This is a genomic window from Streptomyces sp. NPDC051018 (assembly GCF_044456085.1).
In the GTDB taxonomy this organism is placed as follows: domain Bacteria; phylum Actinomycetota; class Actinomycetes; order Streptomycetales; family Streptomycetaceae; genus Streptomyces.
This window is the reverse complement of record NZ_JBITFN010000013.1, coordinates 16821-33772: the sequence shown is the minus strand read 5'-3', so window position 1 is coordinate 33772 and position 16952 is coordinate 16821. Positions and strand designations below refer to the sequence as shown.

The window sequence follows — 16952 nt, the reverse complement described above, 5'->3', positions numbered from 1 at the left end:
GATCAGCGGCGCGACCAAATCGGGTCGCAGGCCCCGGCTTTCGGAGACGGCTGGTCTTCGGTGAACAGCGCCCGCAGGTCGTCCAGCGCCCACGCGAACCGGACCGGGAAACCCGCCGGCGTCTCGGAGGCCATCTCCTCCGGGCTCCGCTCCACCCGGACATGGCCGAGGGTCGGGCCCTGTACCGGCTCACCCAGGGCGACCCGGCGCGCGATCCGGCGGTCCTGATGTCCGCGGGAGTCGTGGCAGTCGTAGTGATAGGCCGTCAGACCGTGCTCGGCGGCGATGCGTTCGGCCACCGTCGACGTGCCCGACCACTGTGCGCCGCCGATCCACAGCATGCGGTGGAGGCTGCCGTACGGGTCCCGGATGTCTGGCATGGACGCCCTCCGGTCGGAGGGCGGCGGTCTCCGCCGCCCGGAACTGATTGTCCGGGTTTGCCATTTGGAACATTGCCGTCTTGTTGTCATCGCACGGCTGACAGAAAGTGGAAGAAGAGGAGGGGTACGGGGACCAGGGGCCGACGAGGAGGGGCTCCGGCAGGTGAGGGGTGCGTCCCGCGCTCGCGCTACCGGCCGCGTACCGCCGTACCGCCGTACGGTCTCGTTGACGCGGCGATGACCCACCGGGGCCTGACGGCCCGTAGGCGTACCGCCTCGGCAGACGAGTCCGGCGCATGGGGTGGACCGCTGCCGGGCCCCGACGGCGCGGCGGAGACGGGGTGCGGGCGGTGCCGGCCGGATGCAAGCGGTGCCGGCCGGACGCACGCGGTACGCACTGTGCGTATGTCAGGGGCGCACCATCACCTTGAGATTGGCGCGGGTGTCCATCCTCCGGTAGGCGTCGGCGACCTCGTCGAGCGTGACCTCGGCGTCGAACACCCGGCCCGGTTCGATACGGCCCTCCAGGACGTCCGGGACGGCCTCTTCGATATAGGCGCGTACCGGTGCCGGTCCGCCGGTCAGGCCCGCGTTCTTCCCGAACAGCGAGCCGAAGCCCACCGGGGCCTCCTCGTACTGCGGCACCCCGACCCGGGAGATGATCCCGCCGGGGCGCACGATGCGGTACGCCTGCTCGTACGCGGGCATCAGCCCCACCGCCTCCAGCACGACATGGGATCCCTCGCCGCCGGTCAGCTCCCTCACCCGGGCGACGCCCTCCTCGCCCCGCTCGGCCACCACCTCGCCGGCGCCCCAGGCGCGGCCCAGATCGGTGCGGTCCTTGTGGCGGCCCATGAGGATGATCCGTTCGGCGCCCCTGCGCGCGGAGGCCAGCACGGCCGAGAGGCCCACGGCACCGTCGCCGATCACCGTGACCGTCTTCCCCTCGGACACTCCGCCCATATGGGCCGCGTGGTATCCGGTGAGGTACACATCGCTCAGGGCCAGCAGGGACGGCAGCAGCGCCGCGTCCGGGTCCGGGGGGAGCCTGACCAGGGTGCCGGCGGCCTGGGGGACCCGGATGGCCTCGGCCTGTGCGCCGTCCATCCCGCCCACTCCGTAGAAGCCGCCGTGCGGGCAGGCCGTCTGGAAGCCGTCACGGCAGATCGCGCAGGTGTTGTCCGCGAACGCGAACGGTGAGACGACGAAATCGCCCTTCTTCAGACCGGTGACCTCGGGGCCGGTCTCCTCGACGATCCCGAGGAACTCGTGTCCCATCGGCACGCCCTCGTCCGTCTTGTCCATGGAGTGGTAGGGGTGCAGGTCCGATCCGCAGACGCAGGCCAGGGTGATGCGTACGAGGGCGTCCGTGGGTTCCACTATCCGGGGCTCGGGAGCCTCCTCGACCCGGACATCACCGGGGCCGTACATATATGTAGCTCGCATTGAAATCATGCCTCTCGATCCGGGGACTCCTTCCAACATCCATCAGATCCCCGCACGACGCTCGGCGGCGGGCTCGGGGCCCCCGGAACCCGGGGTCGAGAAGGCCCCCGGGTTCCGTGCGCGTGCCGCCGCCCCGACGGCCCGACGCGCCCGGCCGGATCGCGGCCACCGACGCTGCCGCGGCTCTCCGGCGCGGGCTCCGGGCACGTGACCGCATGCTCGGCACACGCGACCGCGGGCTCCGGGCACGTGACCCGCGGGCTCCGGGCGCGCGAACGCCGGGCGCCTCCGGTGCCGTCCCGCCCCCGTCCCGTACGAGCGCTACCGTTCTGTCCAGCGCGATCGGCCCGGCGCATCCTTTTACGGCAGCCGTTCGGGGAGTTCCCGACACCTGTTCGAGAACGACCGAAATCCTTCCGGAGAAGGTTCCCCGAGTAAATCCTTGGGACTACTCGGCCTCATCATCCCTGCGCCCTGGGCAGGATTCACCGAGGAATTCTTGCGACCCCGACACTCTCCCCGTATCGTCGCCGTGCACCCCGACCAGGCCCGGTAACAGGCGTTTTCAAGGTCGGACGGAAACTCCGATGCACCGGACAACGGCACCCCAGGAACCCCAGGACAATGAATCCAACGCACGTGAAGCCGCGGCCATCGGTCACCGCGAGGAACGGTGGTCTGAGAGTTCCTCGCCATTCGGCAAGGGCAAGTGAATAGCGTCCCACGCCGTGTCCCGTGCGACAGAGGGCGGGAATTCAAGCACGTGACAACGGAATAACGGTAGGGGTCCGGACTGTGACGGGCCGGGGCGACGGGGCCGCCCCGGATGCCCGGCGACCAGCCGGCCAGGGACGTCCGGCGACCACCGGCAGCGGGCACAGGCTCCGGGGCGCCCCGTGCACGACGGGCGAGCCCCGGGGACAGCCGGCCCGCCCCGCGCACGACCGGCGCCCGGCGCATCACCGGCGCCCCGCGTACGACCGGAACTCCGGGACACGCCCACTCGCACCGGGCGTGCTCCGGACCGGAGAACTGCTCCTCGGGAGGCGGGCATCCTTTACCTCATCATCGCCAGCGACATCCTCTTCTGGGTGCTCCTCCTGGCCGGACTGGCCGCCCGCTACGCCGCCGGCCGGCGACGCCTGGGCGGCCTTCTGCTGCTCTGCGTCCCGCTCATCGACGTCGTCCTGCTGATCGCCACCGTGATCAGCGTGCGCAACGGCGACGAGCCCACCGTCTGGCACGGCCTCTCAGCCGCCTATCTGGGCATCACCGTGGTGTACGGGCACCGGACGATGCGCTGGGCCGACGCGAAGTTCGCCCGGCGCTTCGAGAGCGCCCCCGCGCCCGTACGCCGGACGCTCTACGGCACGGAGGCGATCGTCGCGGCCTGGAAGGGCTGGCTGACGTTCCTGCTCGCCTTCGCCATCAGCGCCGCGCTGATTCTCCTGCTGGTCGCGGTGGCCGGGGGCACCGACCGGGGCGCGCCGTTCATGGTGTGGCTCAATCCGCTGAGCAAGATCGCCCTGTACAGCCTGATCGGCCCGGTCGTCACCACCATCTGGCCGGGCTCCCCGCCCGGGGAGGACGCGGAGGCGGGCGCCCGGGGTGTCCGGGAGCCGTAGCCTCCTTGAGCGGGATGAGCCGAGGGTTCAGTCGCGCCGTAGCCCCGACGCCGCCTCCGTCAGACCCTGGCGGACGGCCAGCAGACTCGCCTCGTCACCGCGGTCCAGGGGCACGGTCGCGCACAGGGCGATCCGTTCGTGCCAGGAACGGCCGGGAAGGGGTACGGAGACGCCGGCCAGGCCGACCTCGACGCCCTGGCGGTTGGTGGCGTAACCCTGCTCGCGGATCGTGCGGAGTTCGTCGACGAGGGTGCTCACCCGGTCCAGGGTCCAGGGTGTGACCTTGGTGAGCACCTCGCCCGGGTAGAGCGAGCGGACCTGGTCGTCCGTGAGCTGGGAGAGCAGCAGCTTGCCCGCCGAGATGGCGTGGGCCGGGCGGAAGTAGCCGGGGCGCAGGCTCGCGCGGATGGCGCGGTCGGGCTCCTTGCCGTCGAAGAACAGGATCTGTGTGCCGATCAGAGCGGCGACGTGGACGGTCTCGCCGGTACGGCGTACGGCGTCGTCGATGACGGGCCGCAGCCGCTCGTGGTCGTCGTGGTCGAGGCCCCGGGGGCGGGCGAGTTCGACCAGGACCGGGCCGGGATAGTAGCCGCGGCCGCGCGGGCCGAGGATGAGGATGTCGCGGTTCCGCAGGGTGTTCAGGATGCGGTAGGCCCGTGAAACGGGAGCAGCCGAGATGGCGGGCGACCGTGGTGACGTTCACGCTGTCCGTCGACGCGAACAGGGTCATGACGCGCAGCCCCGCGTCGAGGGACGAAAGGTGCTGGCCCACGGGCTCGCTCATGACCGTACTCCGGTGTCCTATGGCGAAACAAAACAGCCGCCGGGTGCCGATGAGGGTGCTTTTTGTTTCGCAGAGGGAGATTACGTCAGGTCCGGCCTTCCGGGCCCTTCGGGGCCCATGGCGTACTGATCGGCAGTTTTCCGCCCCGAGGAGGAGTGCGCAGGCATGCAGATACCGATCAAGGCGTCCCTGGACCGGATTCCCGGCGGGACCATGGTGGTCCCGCTGTTCATCGGAGCCACCGTCCATACGTTCTGGCCCGGCACGGGCGAGTACTTCGGCTCGTTCACCGGGGCGCTGTTCACGGGCGCGCTGCCGCTGACCGCCGCGTTCTTCCTGTGTCTGGGCACGACGCTGGAGTTCAAGTCGACCGGGCAGATCCTGGTCAAGGGCGGTTCCCTGCTGGCGGCGAAGCTGATCAGCGCGGCCGTGGTCGGTGTCATCGCGGCCCAGTTCCTGGACGAGGCACCGATCGCCTCCGGGATGTTCGCCGGGCTGTCGGTACTGGCGCTGGTCGCGTCGATGAACGACACCAACGGCACGATGTTCATCACGCTCATGCAGCAGTTCGGGCGGCCGAAGGACGCCGCCGCGTACGGCGTGATGTCGATCGAGTCGGGGCCGTTCTTCACCATGGTCACGCTCGGTGTCGCGGGCCTGGCCGCCTTCCCGTGGCAGGCGATGCTGGGCGCGGTCCTCCCGATGATCGTGGGCCCGATCATCGGCAACCTCGACCGCGGGATACGCGACTGGCTCGCACCGGTCTGCCCCGGCCTCATCCCCATCATCGCCTTCGCGCTCGGCAACACCATCGACCTCGGCGCCGTGTGGAAGGCGGGCCTCCTCGGCCTCGGTCTCGGCGTCTTCGTCTTCCTGTGGACGGGGCTGCTCCTCGTCCTCGTCGACCGGTTCACCGGCGGCACCGGTGTGGCGGGCATCGCCGCGGCCACCACGGCGGGCAACGCCGTGACCGTCCCGGCGATCGTCGCCGGTGCCAATCCGGCGTACGCGGCCGCCGCGCCGCCCGCGACCGTGCTGGTCGCCGCGTGCGTCGTCGTCACCGCCGTCCTCGCCCCCTTCGGCACCGCCTTCATGGCCAGACGTGCCGCGAAGAACGCCGGAAAACACGACGGAGGGGACTCCGCTCCCCCGCTGTCCGGCCGCGTCGGGGCCCTCCAGGCCGGAGGGACCGCGAAGTGAACCGCTTCACCGGAAAAGTCGTCGCCGTCACCGCCGCCGCCCAGGGCATCGGCGAGGGGGTCGCGCGGGCGATGGCCGCCGAGGGCGCGCACGTCGTGCTCGCGGACCGCTCCCCGCTGGTCACGGCCGTGCACGAAGCCATCACGGCGGAAGGCGGCGAGGCCCGTGCCTTCCAGGCCGACCTGGAGTCGTATGCCGCGGCGAGGGAACTCGTCGCGTACACCGTCGCCGAGTTCGGGCACGTCGACATCCTGGTCAATCTCGTCGGCGGAACCATCTGGCGCAAGCCGTACGAGCACTACGGCGAGGAGGAGATCGAGGCGGAGATCCGCCGCTCCCTCTTCCCGACGCTCTGGGGCTGCCGGGCCGTACTCCCCCACATGATCGAGCGGGGGCGCGGGGTCATCGTCAACGTCTCCTCCAACGCCACGCGCAGCGTCAATCGCGTCCCGTACGCCGCCGCCAAGGGCGGGGTCAACGCGATCACGGCCTCGCTGGCCTTCGAGGCCGCCGCCAAGGGCGTCCGTGTCTGCGCCACCGCACCGGGCGGCACCGAGGCGCCGCCGAGGCGGATCCCCCGGCATCCCGGCACGATGACGGCCCAGGAGGAGATCTGGCACCAGGAGACCGTCGACCAGACCACCGAGGGCACGTTCCTCAAGCGGTACGGCACCATGGCCGAGCAGGTGGCCCCCATCCTCTTCCTCGCCTCGGACGACGCCTCCTACATCACCGGCACCACACTGCCGGTCGCGGGAGGTGACCTGGGGTAGCGGCGGCCGGGGGCGGGGTCCGGGCGAGGGTCCGGGGTCCGGACCGGGCGAGGGCGCTTCCGCCTCACCGCCGGTGCGGGCCGGGCCGGACACGGGTATCCGTGACCAGGCGGACGAGGGTGTCGACGAGCTCGTCGGAGGTGGCGTTCAGGCTGTCGCGGTGGAGGTGGCCGGTGAGTTCCATGTCCGCGATGCCGTGGGCGCCGGTGAGCAGAAGGGCGCCGTAATGCCCGGCGTTCCGCTCGCCGACGAGGTCGGCGACGATGGCCAGGAACTCGGCCTGGAAGCGTCCGGCGGCGCGGGCACGGTCCGTGGCAGGGTCGCCGTCCGGTGCGCACAGCCGGCTCCGGACGCGGTCGAGTCCGTCGCCGAGTTCTTCGGGGCGGTGCCCGTGGCGCCGGAACAGAATCTGGTAGAGGTGGGGCTGGTCGCGGCCGACGTCGATGAGAGTGCGCAGGGCGCCGCGCGTCCTGTCGGCGGCCGACAGGGCCGGATCGGTCCGCAGGGCATGGACCTGGTCGGCGATGCGTTCCCAGCGCTCGGTCGCGATGGCTGTCAGCAGGCTGTCCTTACCCGTGAAATGCCGGTACGGCGCTCCCCGTGTCACACCCGCCCGGGTGCCCACTTCGCGCAGTGTGACGGCTTCCGGTCCGCCGAGGTCGAGCAGATCGGCGGCCGCGTCGAGCAGAGCGCGGCGGGTGAGGGCTGCGGACTCCGCGCGAGTGACCATGGCCCCGATCATACAGTTGACGGTGTCATCTCGACTGGTAGCCTCATCAAGATGACAATGTCATCTGACTTTCGGAAGCTGATCGTCGTCACGGGAGCCTCGACGGGCATGGGCGAGTCGGCCGCTCGTGAACTGGCCCGCCGGGGATTCCACGTCCTGGCCGGTGTGCGACGGGACCGGGACGCCGACGCCGTCCGCGCGAACGGCATCGAGCCGGTCATCCTCGACATCACCAGGCCCGAGCACGTGGAAGCACTCGCCGCGCGCATCGCCGACGACCCGCGCGCCCTGCACGCACTCGTCAACAACGCCGGCATCCAGGTCAACGGCCCCGTCGAAACCCTGCCGATCACACAATGGCGGCGGGTGTTCGAGGTCAACCTGTTCGGCCACATCGCCGTCACCCAGGCCCTCTTGCCCGCGCTGCTGCTCAGCAGGGGCCGCGTGATCAACATCAGCTCGGTAGGCGGCAAGGTCGCCATGGCCACCTACGGCGCATACGCCGGCGCCAAGTTCGCCCTGGAGGCCGTCAGCGACTCCCTGCGCCGGGAGGTCGAGCCGCTGGGGGTACAGGTGGTCGTGGTCGAGCCCGGCGGCGTCCGCACCCGGATCGCCTCCCGTGGAATCGCGACGGCGAACGACCTGGCCGCCATGATGACGCCGGACCAGGTCGAGCGCTACGGCAGCCTCGTCCAGGCGAACAACACACTGATGGACCGGGGCACTTCCTCAGGCCTGACAGCGGATGCCGCCGCCCGGGTCATCGCCAAGGCCGTCACCGCCCGCAGACCGCGCACTCGCTACACCGCGGGCCGGGACGCCGCCCTGGTCACCCGACTGGCCCGGGTCCTGTCCGACCGCGCGCTCGACCGTATCCTCGCCGCCAACCTGCGCCGCCACCGCCCGAAGGCCGCGATCACCTGACGAGGCATACCCTCCCGCCCGGCCCGCCGCCCGACTACGAGCCCGCACCCGGCCATCTCCGACACGCGATGGTGCGACCGGCGTGCCGAAGCAGAGTCTCAAGGCCGCATCCGGCACCCGTACTTGGCGCATCGACCCAAAGCTGCCAAGGGACAGGGGGCCAAGCAGGCAAGGATCAGAGACCGTCCACCGGTTCGGGCACGACGGTTCGTTGTCAAGCCGGACGGTCCATGGAGATACGGTCGTTCTTCCGCGCGGCGGACACCGGCCGTGTGACCAGTGCGTGTACGGCGCCCCGAGGCGGGGCGCCGTACACGCACTGGTCACGCTCACGGTCCACTCCACAAACACCCGCGACGCCCGCACCCGTTCACGTACGACTGTGTACGCGTCCGGCCGCGTCCCTGTACGGCCGCGTCCCTGTACGGCCGTATCCCTGTACGGCGGTGGCGCGGCGGACGCGTTCCTCCGCAGGCCGTCGGCCGTCGGGCCCGAGGTACGGCGCTTGTCGCTCACGGCGTGATGCCGGGGCGGCCCCGGGCCGTACCCTGCGCTATCGCGGGGACGGGGACGACGCGGGCCGCGGGTGGACGAGCCGGGCCTGGCCGAACAGCAGGGCGTAGCCGTCGGGGAGCCCGGTCAGAACACGGGCCAGGAGGTCGGGTCCCGCGAGCCGGGCGACGGTGGTCAGAACCGTCCCCGTGTCCCAGCGGGCGGTGGCCCGGGTGGCGCCGGGGGTGTGGCGGGCGATGTCCGCGACCAGTTCGCCTCCGCTGAGGGAACGGTCCGCGGCACTGCGGGCGGTGAGTTGGCGTGCGGCCGACGGGGGGAGCGCGCTCGCGAGCTCGGCGCGGTCGCCCGCGCCGAGCTGCTGCCCGAACGCCGCCAGGACGGTCCGGATGACGACGGTGGCCCGCTCCCGGGTGGGGTAGCGGCCCTCGTAGCGAATGGTCTCGATGAACTGATTGTCGGTGAGGGCCCGTACCGGTCTCGCCGGTTCGGGCCGCTGCTGCTGGATCACAGTGGGTACGCCTCTCTACTGTCCACTGGTGTGTGGGTGTGGCGGTCGGGCGGGTGCTCGGGGCCGCCTGGGTTCAGGTCTCATCGCCCCGGGCCTGAGGGTGGCCGGTCGGTCGGTCCGGACGGATGCTGATGGATCCGCACGGGTGCCGGTGGGTCCGGGCGGTAGCCGGTGGATCCCGACGGATTCCGGTGGGTCCGGACGTATGCCGGTCGGTCCGTCCTGGTACAGGGTACGTAACGGGGCGTGTTGACGCGGGTGACCGCGCGGGGCGGCCCGCGGCGAGCGGCCGACCCCTGGCCCAAGCCCCGGCCCTGGTCCCGGGCAGCCTCAGCGTTCGGCCAGCAGCCCGGACCTCAGCCGGGTGAGGGTGCGGTTCAGCAGACGGGAGACATGCATCTGGGAGATGCCGAGCTCGCCGCCGATCTGCGACTGGGTCATCTCCTTTCCGAACCTCATCTCCAGCAGCAGCCGTTCCCGGTCGTCCAGCTTGCCCAGCAGGGGCGCGAGGGAGTGCAGATCCTCGACCAGCTCCATCGCCGGGTCCACATCCCCCAGCATGTCCGCGTACACGCGCCCGGCGCCCGGCGAAGAGGCCTCCTCGGCATCGGTGTTGGGGGTGTCCAGGGAGCCCGCGGTGTAGCCGTTGGCGGCCACCATGCCCTCGGTGACCTCCTCCTCGCTCATCCCGAGCAGTTCGGCCAGCTCGTTCACCGTCGGATCGCGGTCCAGCACCCCGGCCAGCTCGTCCCGCGCCCTGGCCAGTTCCGTACGCAGCTCCTGGAGCCGGCGGGGCACATGCACCGCCCAGCTCGTGTCCCGGAAGAATCGTTTGATCTCACCCACGATGTAAGGAACCGCGAACGAGGTGAACTCCACCTCGCGGCTCAGGTCGAACCGGTCGATCGCCTTGATCAGCCCGATCGTGCCGACCTGGACGATGTCCTCCATCTCGCCGCTGCCCCGGTTGCGGAACCGCCGTGCCGCGAACCGCACCAGGGAGAGGTTCATCTCGATCAGCGTGTTGCGGGCGTACTGATATTCCCGGGTCCCCTCCTCCAGCGTCCGCAGCCGGTCGAAGAACACCTTCGAGAGACTCTTCGCGTCCCTCGGCGCCACCTTGCCCGCGTCCTCCACCCGGGGCAGCCCGCACACCACCTCCGCCTCACTCCAACCGATCGTTCCCGGCTCGACACGGTCACGCTGCGCGGCAATCGCTGCGCTCGGCATGTTGGGCTCCCTCCACTGGCACGGACACTGAGCGGGTGTGACGGTGCGTCTGCCCCGGTGACGTGATCTCAATCCTCGGACTCCGGATTCGCCGAGGGAAGGTGGCGCGCGTCACCCCGTACGGGCCGCGCGTGCGCGTCACCCCGCACGGCGCGCGATCTCCACGAGCCCAGGGGCCAAGGGGCCCTGGACACGGGCGTACTCCCCTGCTCCGGCGAACCCCGGCCCGGCCGGCATCGGACCCGGACTTCGGCCGTCTCCCTGACTCGCCGCCCCCACTTGAAGTGATCTTGCTGACACGCTCAGCGGGGGACCGTCGGCTCGTATACAGCGTCAACACATTCTGCACATCAACGCTGTGCATCGACCGTATACGGTGGTTTGCATGGCTGACACAGACATGGCTCCGGCCTCACCGGGCCCCCTGGTCTCGGGGTCGGAGATCGCGCGCCTCGCCGGGGTCACACGCGCGGCCGTCTCCAACTGGCGGCGGCGGTACGAGGACTTCCCGCAGCCGGCGGGCGGCGGGGCGGGCAGGCCGCTGTTCGTCCTGGAAGCCGTGCGGGCCTGGCTGGAGAAGCAGGACAAGGGCCAGGAGATCTCGGGGAAGGTCAGGCTCTGGCAGTCGCTGCGAGCGGCCTACGGCGAGGAGATGGTCACCGGTCTCGACGCGCTCGCCCGCTATCTCGCCACCGGGGAGAGGGACGACTCCCTGCCCGGGGAGGCCGTACGCCTCGCGGACGAACTCACCGCGGAGGAAACCTCAGGGGATTCCACGAGGGCATCCGCCGGGAATCCGTCCTCGGCCCTGCTGACCCATCTGGTGCAGCGGCTCACGGACTCCACCCGGCGGTCCGGCTCGGACCAGGTCACCTCCGAGCGAGTGGCGCGGGCCGTACGCCACTTCGCCGGACCGGTGGCGGCCGATGCCACCGTCTTCGACCCGGCCTGCGGCATCGGTACGCTCCTGCTCTCGGTCGGAGCCGCGGAACCGGGAGAACCAGGAGAACCGGCGGTCCCGTCGGCCGCAGGACCCGTGCAAGGCACAACAGGCGGCACAGGACGGGGCCCGGCAGCCGATCCGGAGGGCGGCCCGGAGCCCGACCCGGCAGAACGCCCGGACCCCGGCCGGAAGCACGGTTCCCAACGGGCTCCCGGACATGGCCCGGACGAGGAGCAGAACCCGGACCGGCACCCGGACCGCGCTCCGGACCCCGCCCCCGGCCCGGAGCAGACCCCCGGCCCGGCCCCCCGCCGTATAGGCCAGGAGTCCGACCCCCACAGCGCCTCCCTGGCCCGGCTGCGGGCCGGACTCGCCGGCCGGACCGGCGTCACGGTGACCACCGGTGACTCGCTCCGCGCGGACGGGTGGCCGAAGCTCAGGGCGGACCTCGTCGTATGCGACCCGCCGACGGGAGGCGGCGACTGGGGCCGTGAGTCCCTGCTCCTGGACTCCCGCTGGGAGTTCGGCACCCCGCCCCGGGCCGAGGGCGAACTGGCCTGGCTCCAGCACGGTTACGCGCACACCGCACCCGGCGGGCGGCTCATCATGGTCATGCCCGCGTCGGTCGCGTACCGCAAGGCCGGGCGCCGGATGCGCGCCGAACTGGTCCGGCGCGGTCTGCTCACCCAGATCGTCGCCCTGCCCGCCGGGGTCGCAGCCTCCCACTCCCTGCCGGTCCATCTGTGGCAGCTGCGGCGCCCGCGCACCCCGGGTGGCTCCCTGACCTCCGTACGACTGATCGACCTGACCGCGAACGATCCCGACGGCCCGCTGGATCCGGCCCCGGGCCAGGTCACCGACGTTCCGCTGATCGATCTCCTGGACGACAGCGTCGACCTCACCCCGGGGCGCCACACGGCGGCCCCCCACCGCGACTACCCGGCGGAGTACGCACGGCTACGCGAGCGGCTGGCGGAACAGCTCACCCGGCTCCGCACCCTGCTCCCCGAACTCGCCGAAGGGCCGGGCCCCGGTTCGCTGGACGGATCGATGGTGAGCGTCGCCGAACTGGCGCGGGCCGGTCTCGTCGACTACGGCGGTCCGCAGCCGGTGTCCGTGAGCGACCAGCTCGACACCGACTATCTGCGCGGCTTCCTGCTCAGTACGGCGAACACCCGGCGGTCCACGAGCACCGGCGGGACCTACCGGGCCGACGGCCGGGGCGCCCGCGTCCCCCAGCTCGACATCGGGGAACAGCGCCGGTACGGACAGGTCTTCCGCGCCCTCCAGGAGTTCGAGGAGGCCCTGCGCGCGGTGTCCGAACTCAGCCGGGAGACCGCCTCCCTGGCCCGGGACGGCCTCGGCAACGGGGCGCTGTCACCCCGTACGGCTCCCGTGACCTGAGCGCCGCGGGCCTTGGCCGCCACCCCGCCCCGTACCCACCGCCCCCGAGATCCGGGCCTGTCGGGTTGGCGGCATCAGTTCCCGCCGGAGCGCTGGAGCATCAGTCGGTAGTGCTCGGGGTCGGCGAGGATGATCTCGGTGGCGCGCCGGTGATCGCCTTGAAGGGCTTCGGGACAGTCAGAGGACTCCAGCGAGATCCAGAGGGCGAGTTCCTGGCGTGTCCCGGGATCGTCGCAGGCCAGGAACGCGGCCAGGACCGCGTTCCGAAAGGTGGCTCGCAGTTCGGGCGGCGCGTCCTGGGCCGCTCTGCTCTCCGGGGTGGGTGTCCCGTTCATCAAGTCGGCCATGGATCTGGCCCTCGGCTCCGCCCTTCTGGTGGGCGCCGCGAGTTCCGGCCCGGGTGGCTCGAACCGGGTGGCGCGGATTCCGGGCCGGCAGTAGGGGACGTACAAGCCGATCTTCCGTGGGCTCGCGAATCCTGAACAGTGGTCGCGACGAACCCACAAGGTCAGGAGAGCAGTCCCGGAACGAAGACGGTGGTTCAGAGCTTGCCTCAGGTTGTGGCGAGACCTGAAGAGGTCACTTGAGTGCCGTGGAAGCCTGTCGTCGGGAGAAGGCCACCCTGCGTCGCTCCCGGTCGATCTCCGTGACGACGACCGTGATCTCGTCGCCGACTTGGACGACCTGCTCCGGAGCCTCGACGGGTGTCCAGGCGAGCTCGTGCAGATGGACCAGCCCCTCGATGTCGTTGTCGACCTGGACGAAGACGCCGAACGGGACCAGCTTGGTGACCCGTCCCCGCAGCTTCTGCCCCACCGCGGCGCCGTCGGCGAACCTCTGGAATGGGTCCGGCCGCATCGCTCGCAGGGACAGCCTGGCTTCTCCGTTCGTTGTGTCGAACTGGAGGAACTCGCACGTAACGCGCTGTCCCACCTGAACGACATCCGAAACTGCCTCGAACCATCGCCAGGACAGTTCGGGGATCGTGATGAAGCCGACGCCTGGGAATACCGGGTGGTCCGGGCCGTCGTCCAGCGCCACGAACACGCCGAACCGCTCGATTGACGCGATGTGGCCCGACAGTGCTTCCCCGGCGCGGAGGGCTTTCAGGAATTCCCAGAGTTCGGCGTTCTCCGTGGCGGCCGTGGACAGCCAGGCTCGACCGTGCTCCTGGTCGACGGCGGTCACCTCGGCTGTGATGCGGTCGCCGACCTCGACCGCCGCTGCGGAAAAGTTGCGCCAGGACAAGTCCAACGGCCCCACGAACCCCAGCGGACGTGCGGCGAAGCCGTCCAGGGTCACCGCCACACCTCGTCGAGACACCTCTGCCACGATCCCGCTGCAGACATCACCGACCTGGATCGCGGCCACAAACTCCCGGGAACTCCTCTTGTCCGACGCACCGCCCATGCCGTCCAGCCTCCCACGGGAAACCGTCCCTTTCAGTCCGCGCCGGAGTCCAGCTCCGCCCACACCGTCTTGCTGCTCGGCGGGCACGGTGTGCTCCCCCACCGGTCCGCCAGCGCCCCGACCAGGAGCAGCCCACGGCCCGACTCCCCACCGTCCTCGGGCAGCTCCTCCCCTGGCGCCTCCTCCGGCGGTACGAGCGGCAGATCGCCCCGGGCGTCGGTGACTTCCAGCCGGAGCGCGCCGAAGGCCGTGTCGTAGGTGAGCGTGAGCCGGAAACCCCGGTCCCGTACGCGGGCGTGGAGCGCCGCGTTGGCCGCCAGTTCGGCGACGACGACCTCGGCGCGGTCGGTGACAGCGGCCGGGATTCCCCAGCGGCGCAGTTCCCCGACCGTGAGCTGCCGGGCTAGGCGGGCACCCCGGCGAGTGGTGGGCAGCCGCCGGGAGAACACACGTACGGTGAGCGCGCTCTGGGGCGCGGTGAAGTACATGGCGGCCACGATGGCGGCGGCTTCAGACCCTCCACCAGCACCGGACCCCGTACGCGCGGGCCGCGTACGGAGTTTTTCCATGGACAGTACGCCTGCCGTCCCCTCACTCTGGGTGAGTTCGGCTCGGGGGTGCGGCCCCGCAAGGCTCCGGAAGGTGTGGCGTATGACCATCGATGAGACCGAGACCACGGCGGGCGACTGGGAACGGGAACCCACCCCCTCGGACAGCTTGCGCACCTTCGGAGCCGTCGTCCAGGCGTTACGCGAACACGCCGGCCTCAGCCGCGCCGAATTCGGCCTCCGCGTCCGCTTCTCCAAGCACACCGTGGAGTCGGTGGAACTGGGCCGCCGCATGCCCGACGAGGCGTTCGTCGAACGCGCCGAACAGGCCCTGGGCAACACGGGCGCGCTACGGAGGGCGGCCAGACACCTGACCAGGGGCGAACCGGGGCTGGCCGCCTGGTTCCGGCGGTGGGCGAAGCTGGAGAAGGTGGCGGTGAGCCTCAGCACGTACGAGTGCAGGCTGGTGCCGGGGTTGTTGCAGTCGGAGGGGTACGCGCGGGCGGCGTTCGACAGCCGCGTTCCACCGCTGTCCGACGACCAAATGGAGGCTCAGGTGACCGCCCGGCTGAAGCGACAACAGCTCATCCGGGAACGTCCCAACACCTCATTCAGTTTCGTGGTGGACGAGCACATCGTGCAGCGTCGGCTTGGTGGTGTCGAAGTCACTCGCCAGTTGTTGGATCACATGCTGGCCTTCACCTCACTCCGAAACGTGTCGTTTCAGATCATGCCGACAGCGTGCCACTCTCATGCCGGTCTGGATGGCCCACTGGCCTTGTTGGAAACTCCCGACGGAAGACACCTTGCGTACTCCGAGGGTCAAGAGAGCGGCCGATTGATCGCTGACCCAAAAGAGGCCGCCGTCCTGCATCGGCGGTATGCAACACTCCGCTCACAGGCCCTCAACCCCTTGGAGTCCGTGGGCCTGCTGGAGCGGATCAGAGGAGCACGATGAGCGACACCGAACCAGTCTGGTTCAAGTCCCTTTACAGCGGCACCGCCGGCGACAATTGCGTCGAGGTCGCCACCATAGAAGGGGCTGTTCTTGTCCGGGACTCGAAGGACCTGGCGCGCCCACACGTCACCGTCAACCCCCAAGGGTGGGCGCAGTTCATCGAGTACGCCGCACAACACTGAAGCCGTACGCCTGCACAACGTCAGCCGACCCCGGCCCGAACCAACGGAACGGGCCGGACCGGCGGGCGAGGAGGGCACCACCCGGCCTCTGACATATGGGGGACATCTAGGGGACCCGGAGGCTGGTCAGAGGTTCGATCCGGCGCGATGCTCTGGGGCAGCATCCGAACCAGGGGGGACCCCATGAAGGCCATCGTCCATGACTTGTACGGCTCCGCGGACGGCTTAGAGCTGCGCGACATCGACCGCCCCGTTCCCCGGGACAGCGAAGTGCTGGTCCAGGTGCGCGCCGCCGGGGTGGATCCGAGCATCCTGCACCTCATGACGGGCAAGCCCTATATGGCCCGCCTCGCCTTCGGGTTCCGCAAGCCCAAGAACCCCGTTCGCGGCTGGGACCTCGCCGGGGTGGTCGAGACGGTCGGTGCGAAGGTGACGGGCTTCAAGCCGGGTGACGAGGTCTTCGGCAGCGGCGACGGATCGCTGGCCGAGTACGCCTGCGCCAGGGCCGACAAGCTCGCGCCCAAGCCCGGCAACCTCACCTTCGAGCAGGCCGCGGCTCTCCCCGTCTCCGGGGTCACCGCCCACCAGGGCCTCAGCGGCAGGGCGCGCCCGAGGCCGGGGCAGAAAGTACTGGTCATCGGCGCCTCCGGCGGCATCGGGACCTACGCCGTCCAGCTCGCCGCCTCGTACGGAGCCGAGGTCACCGCCGTCTGCGGCCCCGGCAAGGCCGACTTCGTCCGGACCCTGGGCGCCACCGACGTCCTCGACTACACCACCCAGGAGATCACCGACGGCGGGCACCGGTTCGACGTCATCCTCGACACCGCCGGCAACCGCCCGCTGTCCCTGCTGCGCCGCGCACTCGCCCCCAAGGGCGTCCTGGTCATGGCCGGAGGCGAAGGCGGCGGCGACTGGGTGGGCGGCCTGGGCCGCCAGCTCCACGGCTACGCGCTCTCGCCGTTCCTGGGCCAGACGCTGAGCTCCCTGATCGCGCTGGTGCGCCACAAGGACCTGATGATCCTCAAGAAGCTCGCCGAGGACGGCACGATCGCACCGGTCGTCGACCGCGCCTACCCGCTGACCGAAGCCGTCGCCGCGATCAAGCACCTGGAGACGGGCCATCCCCGGGGCAAGATCGTCGTGACCGTATGAGCCGTGCCCGTATGAACCGGGCGATCGCGGCCAGGGCCGGGGCACGGAGGACGCCGTACGCGGGGCACGATGAGAGGCCCTACCCCTTCTGGGAACTATGGAGCCCCTCACACCCAATGGATGAAATGTCCCATTTGGCTGCTTTCTCGCCAATAAACCTAAACGCCCTTCGCTATGGCGTCTTTTGAATAACGACTCCATAAGTGACAAGCGTCACCCGGAGACCCGAAACGATCAATTCA

Annotated in this window: 18 protein-coding genes; 9 read left to right on the top strand and 9 right to left on the bottom strand. The window is 70.5% G+C overall.

The genetic code is table 11. From position 1 onward, the window contains the following. Window positions 1-2: 2 nt before the first annotated feature. Together ACIBCM_RS22435 and ACIBCM_RS22430 are read right to left on the bottom strand one after the other, a co-directional pair. On the bottom strand, window positions 3-380 hold the full coding sequence (locus ACIBCM_RS22435; RefSeq protein ID WP_399245822.1) for a hypothetical protein: 378 nt from the start codon (window positions 378-380) through the stop codon (window positions 3-5). Window positions 381-788: 408 nt separating this feature from the next. Further along, window positions 789-1826 carry an alcohol dehydrogenase catalytic domain-containing protein gene (locus ACIBCM_RS22430; RefSeq protein WP_399245820.1) on the bottom strand — a complete coding sequence of 346 codons (1038 nt, stop codon included), beginning with the start codon at window positions 1824-1826 and terminating at the stop codon, window positions 789-791. A 1091-nt stretch (window positions 1827-2917) separates the two neighbouring features. Between ACIBCM_RS22430 and ACIBCM_RS22425 the strand changes: the two genes are divergently transcribed. Then, a complete protein-coding gene (locus tag ACIBCM_RS22425; RefSeq protein ID WP_399245818.1) occupies window positions 2918-3451 on the top strand; it encodes a hypothetical protein in 534 nt (177 codons plus the stop codon). A 27-nt stretch (window positions 3452-3478) separates the two neighbouring features. Here the strand turns inward: ACIBCM_RS22425 and ACIBCM_RS22420 are convergent, their stop codons facing one another. After that, the gene (locus tag ACIBCM_RS22420; RefSeq protein WP_399246082.1) at window positions 3479-3799 is read right to left on the bottom strand and encodes an IclR family transcriptional regulator C-terminal domain-containing protein; all 321 of its coding nucleotides are present in this window, start codon (window positions 3797-3799) and stop codon (window positions 3479-3481) included. An 18-nt stretch (window positions 3800-3817) separates the two neighbouring features. On the opposite strand from ACIBCM_RS22420, the gene ACIBCM_RS22415 reads away from it, so the two are divergent. The 3 genes from ACIBCM_RS22415 (at window position 3818) to benD (ending at window position 6208) form a co-directional block, all read left to right on the top strand. Then, entirely contained in the window at window positions 3818-4111 is a 294-nt protein-coding gene (locus tag ACIBCM_RS22415; protein ID WP_399245816.1) for a hypothetical protein, read from the top strand. Window positions 4112-4400: 289 nt separating this feature from the next. Then, entirely contained in the window at window positions 4401-5435 is a 1035-nt protein-coding gene (locus ACIBCM_RS22410; RefSeq protein ID WP_399245814.1) for a 2-keto-3-deoxygluconate permease, read from the top strand. Then, window positions 5432-6208: a benzoate diol dehydrogenase BenD gene (benD, locus tag ACIBCM_RS22405; RefSeq protein ID WP_399245812.1), complete on the top strand. Its 777-nt coding sequence runs from the start codon at window positions 5432-5434 to the stop codon at window positions 6206-6208. The genes ACIBCM_RS22410 and benD overlap by 4 nt, the downstream gene beginning before the upstream one ends. A gap of 64 nt (window positions 6209-6272) precedes the next feature. Here the strand turns inward: benD and ACIBCM_RS22400 are convergent, their stop codons facing one another. Beyond that, window positions 6273-6938 carry a TetR/AcrR family transcriptional regulator gene (locus ACIBCM_RS22400; RefSeq protein ID WP_399245810.1) on the bottom strand — a complete coding sequence of 222 codons (666 nt, stop codon included), beginning with the start codon at window positions 6936-6938 and terminating at the stop codon, window positions 6273-6275. 51 nt (window positions 6939-6989) lie between these two features. Between ACIBCM_RS22400 and ACIBCM_RS22395 the strand changes: the two genes are divergently transcribed. Then, entirely contained in the window at window positions 6990-7862 is an 873-nt protein-coding gene (locus tag ACIBCM_RS22395) for an SDR family oxidoreductase (RefSeq protein ID WP_399245808.1), read from the top strand. A 553-nt stretch (window positions 7863-8415) separates the two neighbouring features. Here ACIBCM_RS22395 and ACIBCM_RS22390 read toward each other — a convergent pair. Further along, complete coding sequence (locus tag ACIBCM_RS22390) at window positions 8416-8883, bottom strand: DUF2267 domain-containing protein (protein WP_399245806.1); 468 nt, start codon at window positions 8881-8883, stop codon at window positions 8416-8418. A 330-nt stretch (window positions 8884-9213) separates the two neighbouring features. Further along, complete coding sequence (locus ACIBCM_RS22385) at window positions 9214-10113, bottom strand: SigB/SigF/SigG family RNA polymerase sigma factor (protein ID WP_399245804.1); 900 nt, start codon at window positions 10111-10113, stop codon at window positions 9214-9216. Window positions 10114-10498: 385 nt separating this feature from the next. Here ACIBCM_RS22385 and ACIBCM_RS22380 point away from each other — a divergent pair, with 385 nt between their 5' ends. After that, on the top strand, window positions 10499-12460 hold the full coding sequence (locus ACIBCM_RS22380; protein ID WP_399245802.1) for an N-6 DNA methylase: 1962 nt from the start codon (window positions 10499-10501) through the stop codon (window positions 12458-12460). A 74-nt stretch (window positions 12461-12534) separates the two neighbouring features. Here ACIBCM_RS22380 and ACIBCM_RS22375 read toward each other — a convergent pair whose 3' ends face one another. The 3 genes from ACIBCM_RS22375 to ACIBCM_RS22365 form a co-directional block, all read right to left on the bottom strand. Further along, on the bottom strand, window positions 12535-12807 hold the full coding sequence (locus ACIBCM_RS22375) for a hypothetical protein (protein WP_399245800.1): 273 nt from the start codon (window positions 12805-12807) through the stop codon (window positions 12535-12537). A 232-nt stretch (window positions 12808-13039) separates the two neighbouring features. Beyond that, window positions 13040-13957 carry a S1 RNA-binding domain-containing protein gene (locus ACIBCM_RS22370; protein ID WP_399245798.1) on the bottom strand — a complete coding sequence of 306 codons (918 nt, stop codon included), beginning with the start codon at window positions 13955-13957 and terminating at the stop codon, window positions 13040-13042. Further along, on the bottom strand, window positions 13903-14358 hold the full coding sequence (locus ACIBCM_RS22365) for an ATP-binding protein (protein ID WP_399245796.1): 456 nt from the start codon (window positions 14356-14358) through the stop codon (window positions 13903-13905). Before ACIBCM_RS22365 ends, ACIBCM_RS22370 begins: the two co-directional genes overlap by 55 nt. A 163-nt stretch (window positions 14359-14521) precedes the next feature. On the opposite strand from ACIBCM_RS22365, the gene ACIBCM_RS22360 reads away from it, so the two are divergent. The 3 genes from ACIBCM_RS22360 to ACIBCM_RS22350 all read left to right on the top strand — a co-directional run bounded on the left by ACIBCM_RS22360 (window position 14522) and on the right by ACIBCM_RS22350 (window position 16710). Then, a complete protein-coding gene (locus tag ACIBCM_RS22360; RefSeq protein ID WP_399245794.1) occupies window positions 14522-15376 on the top strand; it encodes a Scr1 family TA system antitoxin-like transcriptional regulator in 855 nt (284 codons plus the stop codon). After that, window positions 15373-15558 (top strand): DUF397 domain-containing protein, encoded by a 186-nt coding sequence (locus tag ACIBCM_RS22355; protein ID WP_399245792.1) that lies wholly within the window; start codon window positions 15373-15375, stop codon window positions 15556-15558. Before ACIBCM_RS22360 ends, ACIBCM_RS22355 begins: the two co-directional genes overlap by 4 nt. A 183-nt stretch (window positions 15559-15741) precedes the next feature. Further along, window positions 15742-16710 carry an NAD(P)-dependent alcohol dehydrogenase gene (locus ACIBCM_RS22350; protein ID WP_399245790.1) on the top strand — a complete coding sequence of 323 codons (969 nt, stop codon included), beginning with the start codon at window positions 15742-15744 and terminating at the stop codon, window positions 16708-16710. Window positions 16711-16952 lie beyond the last annotated feature (242 nt).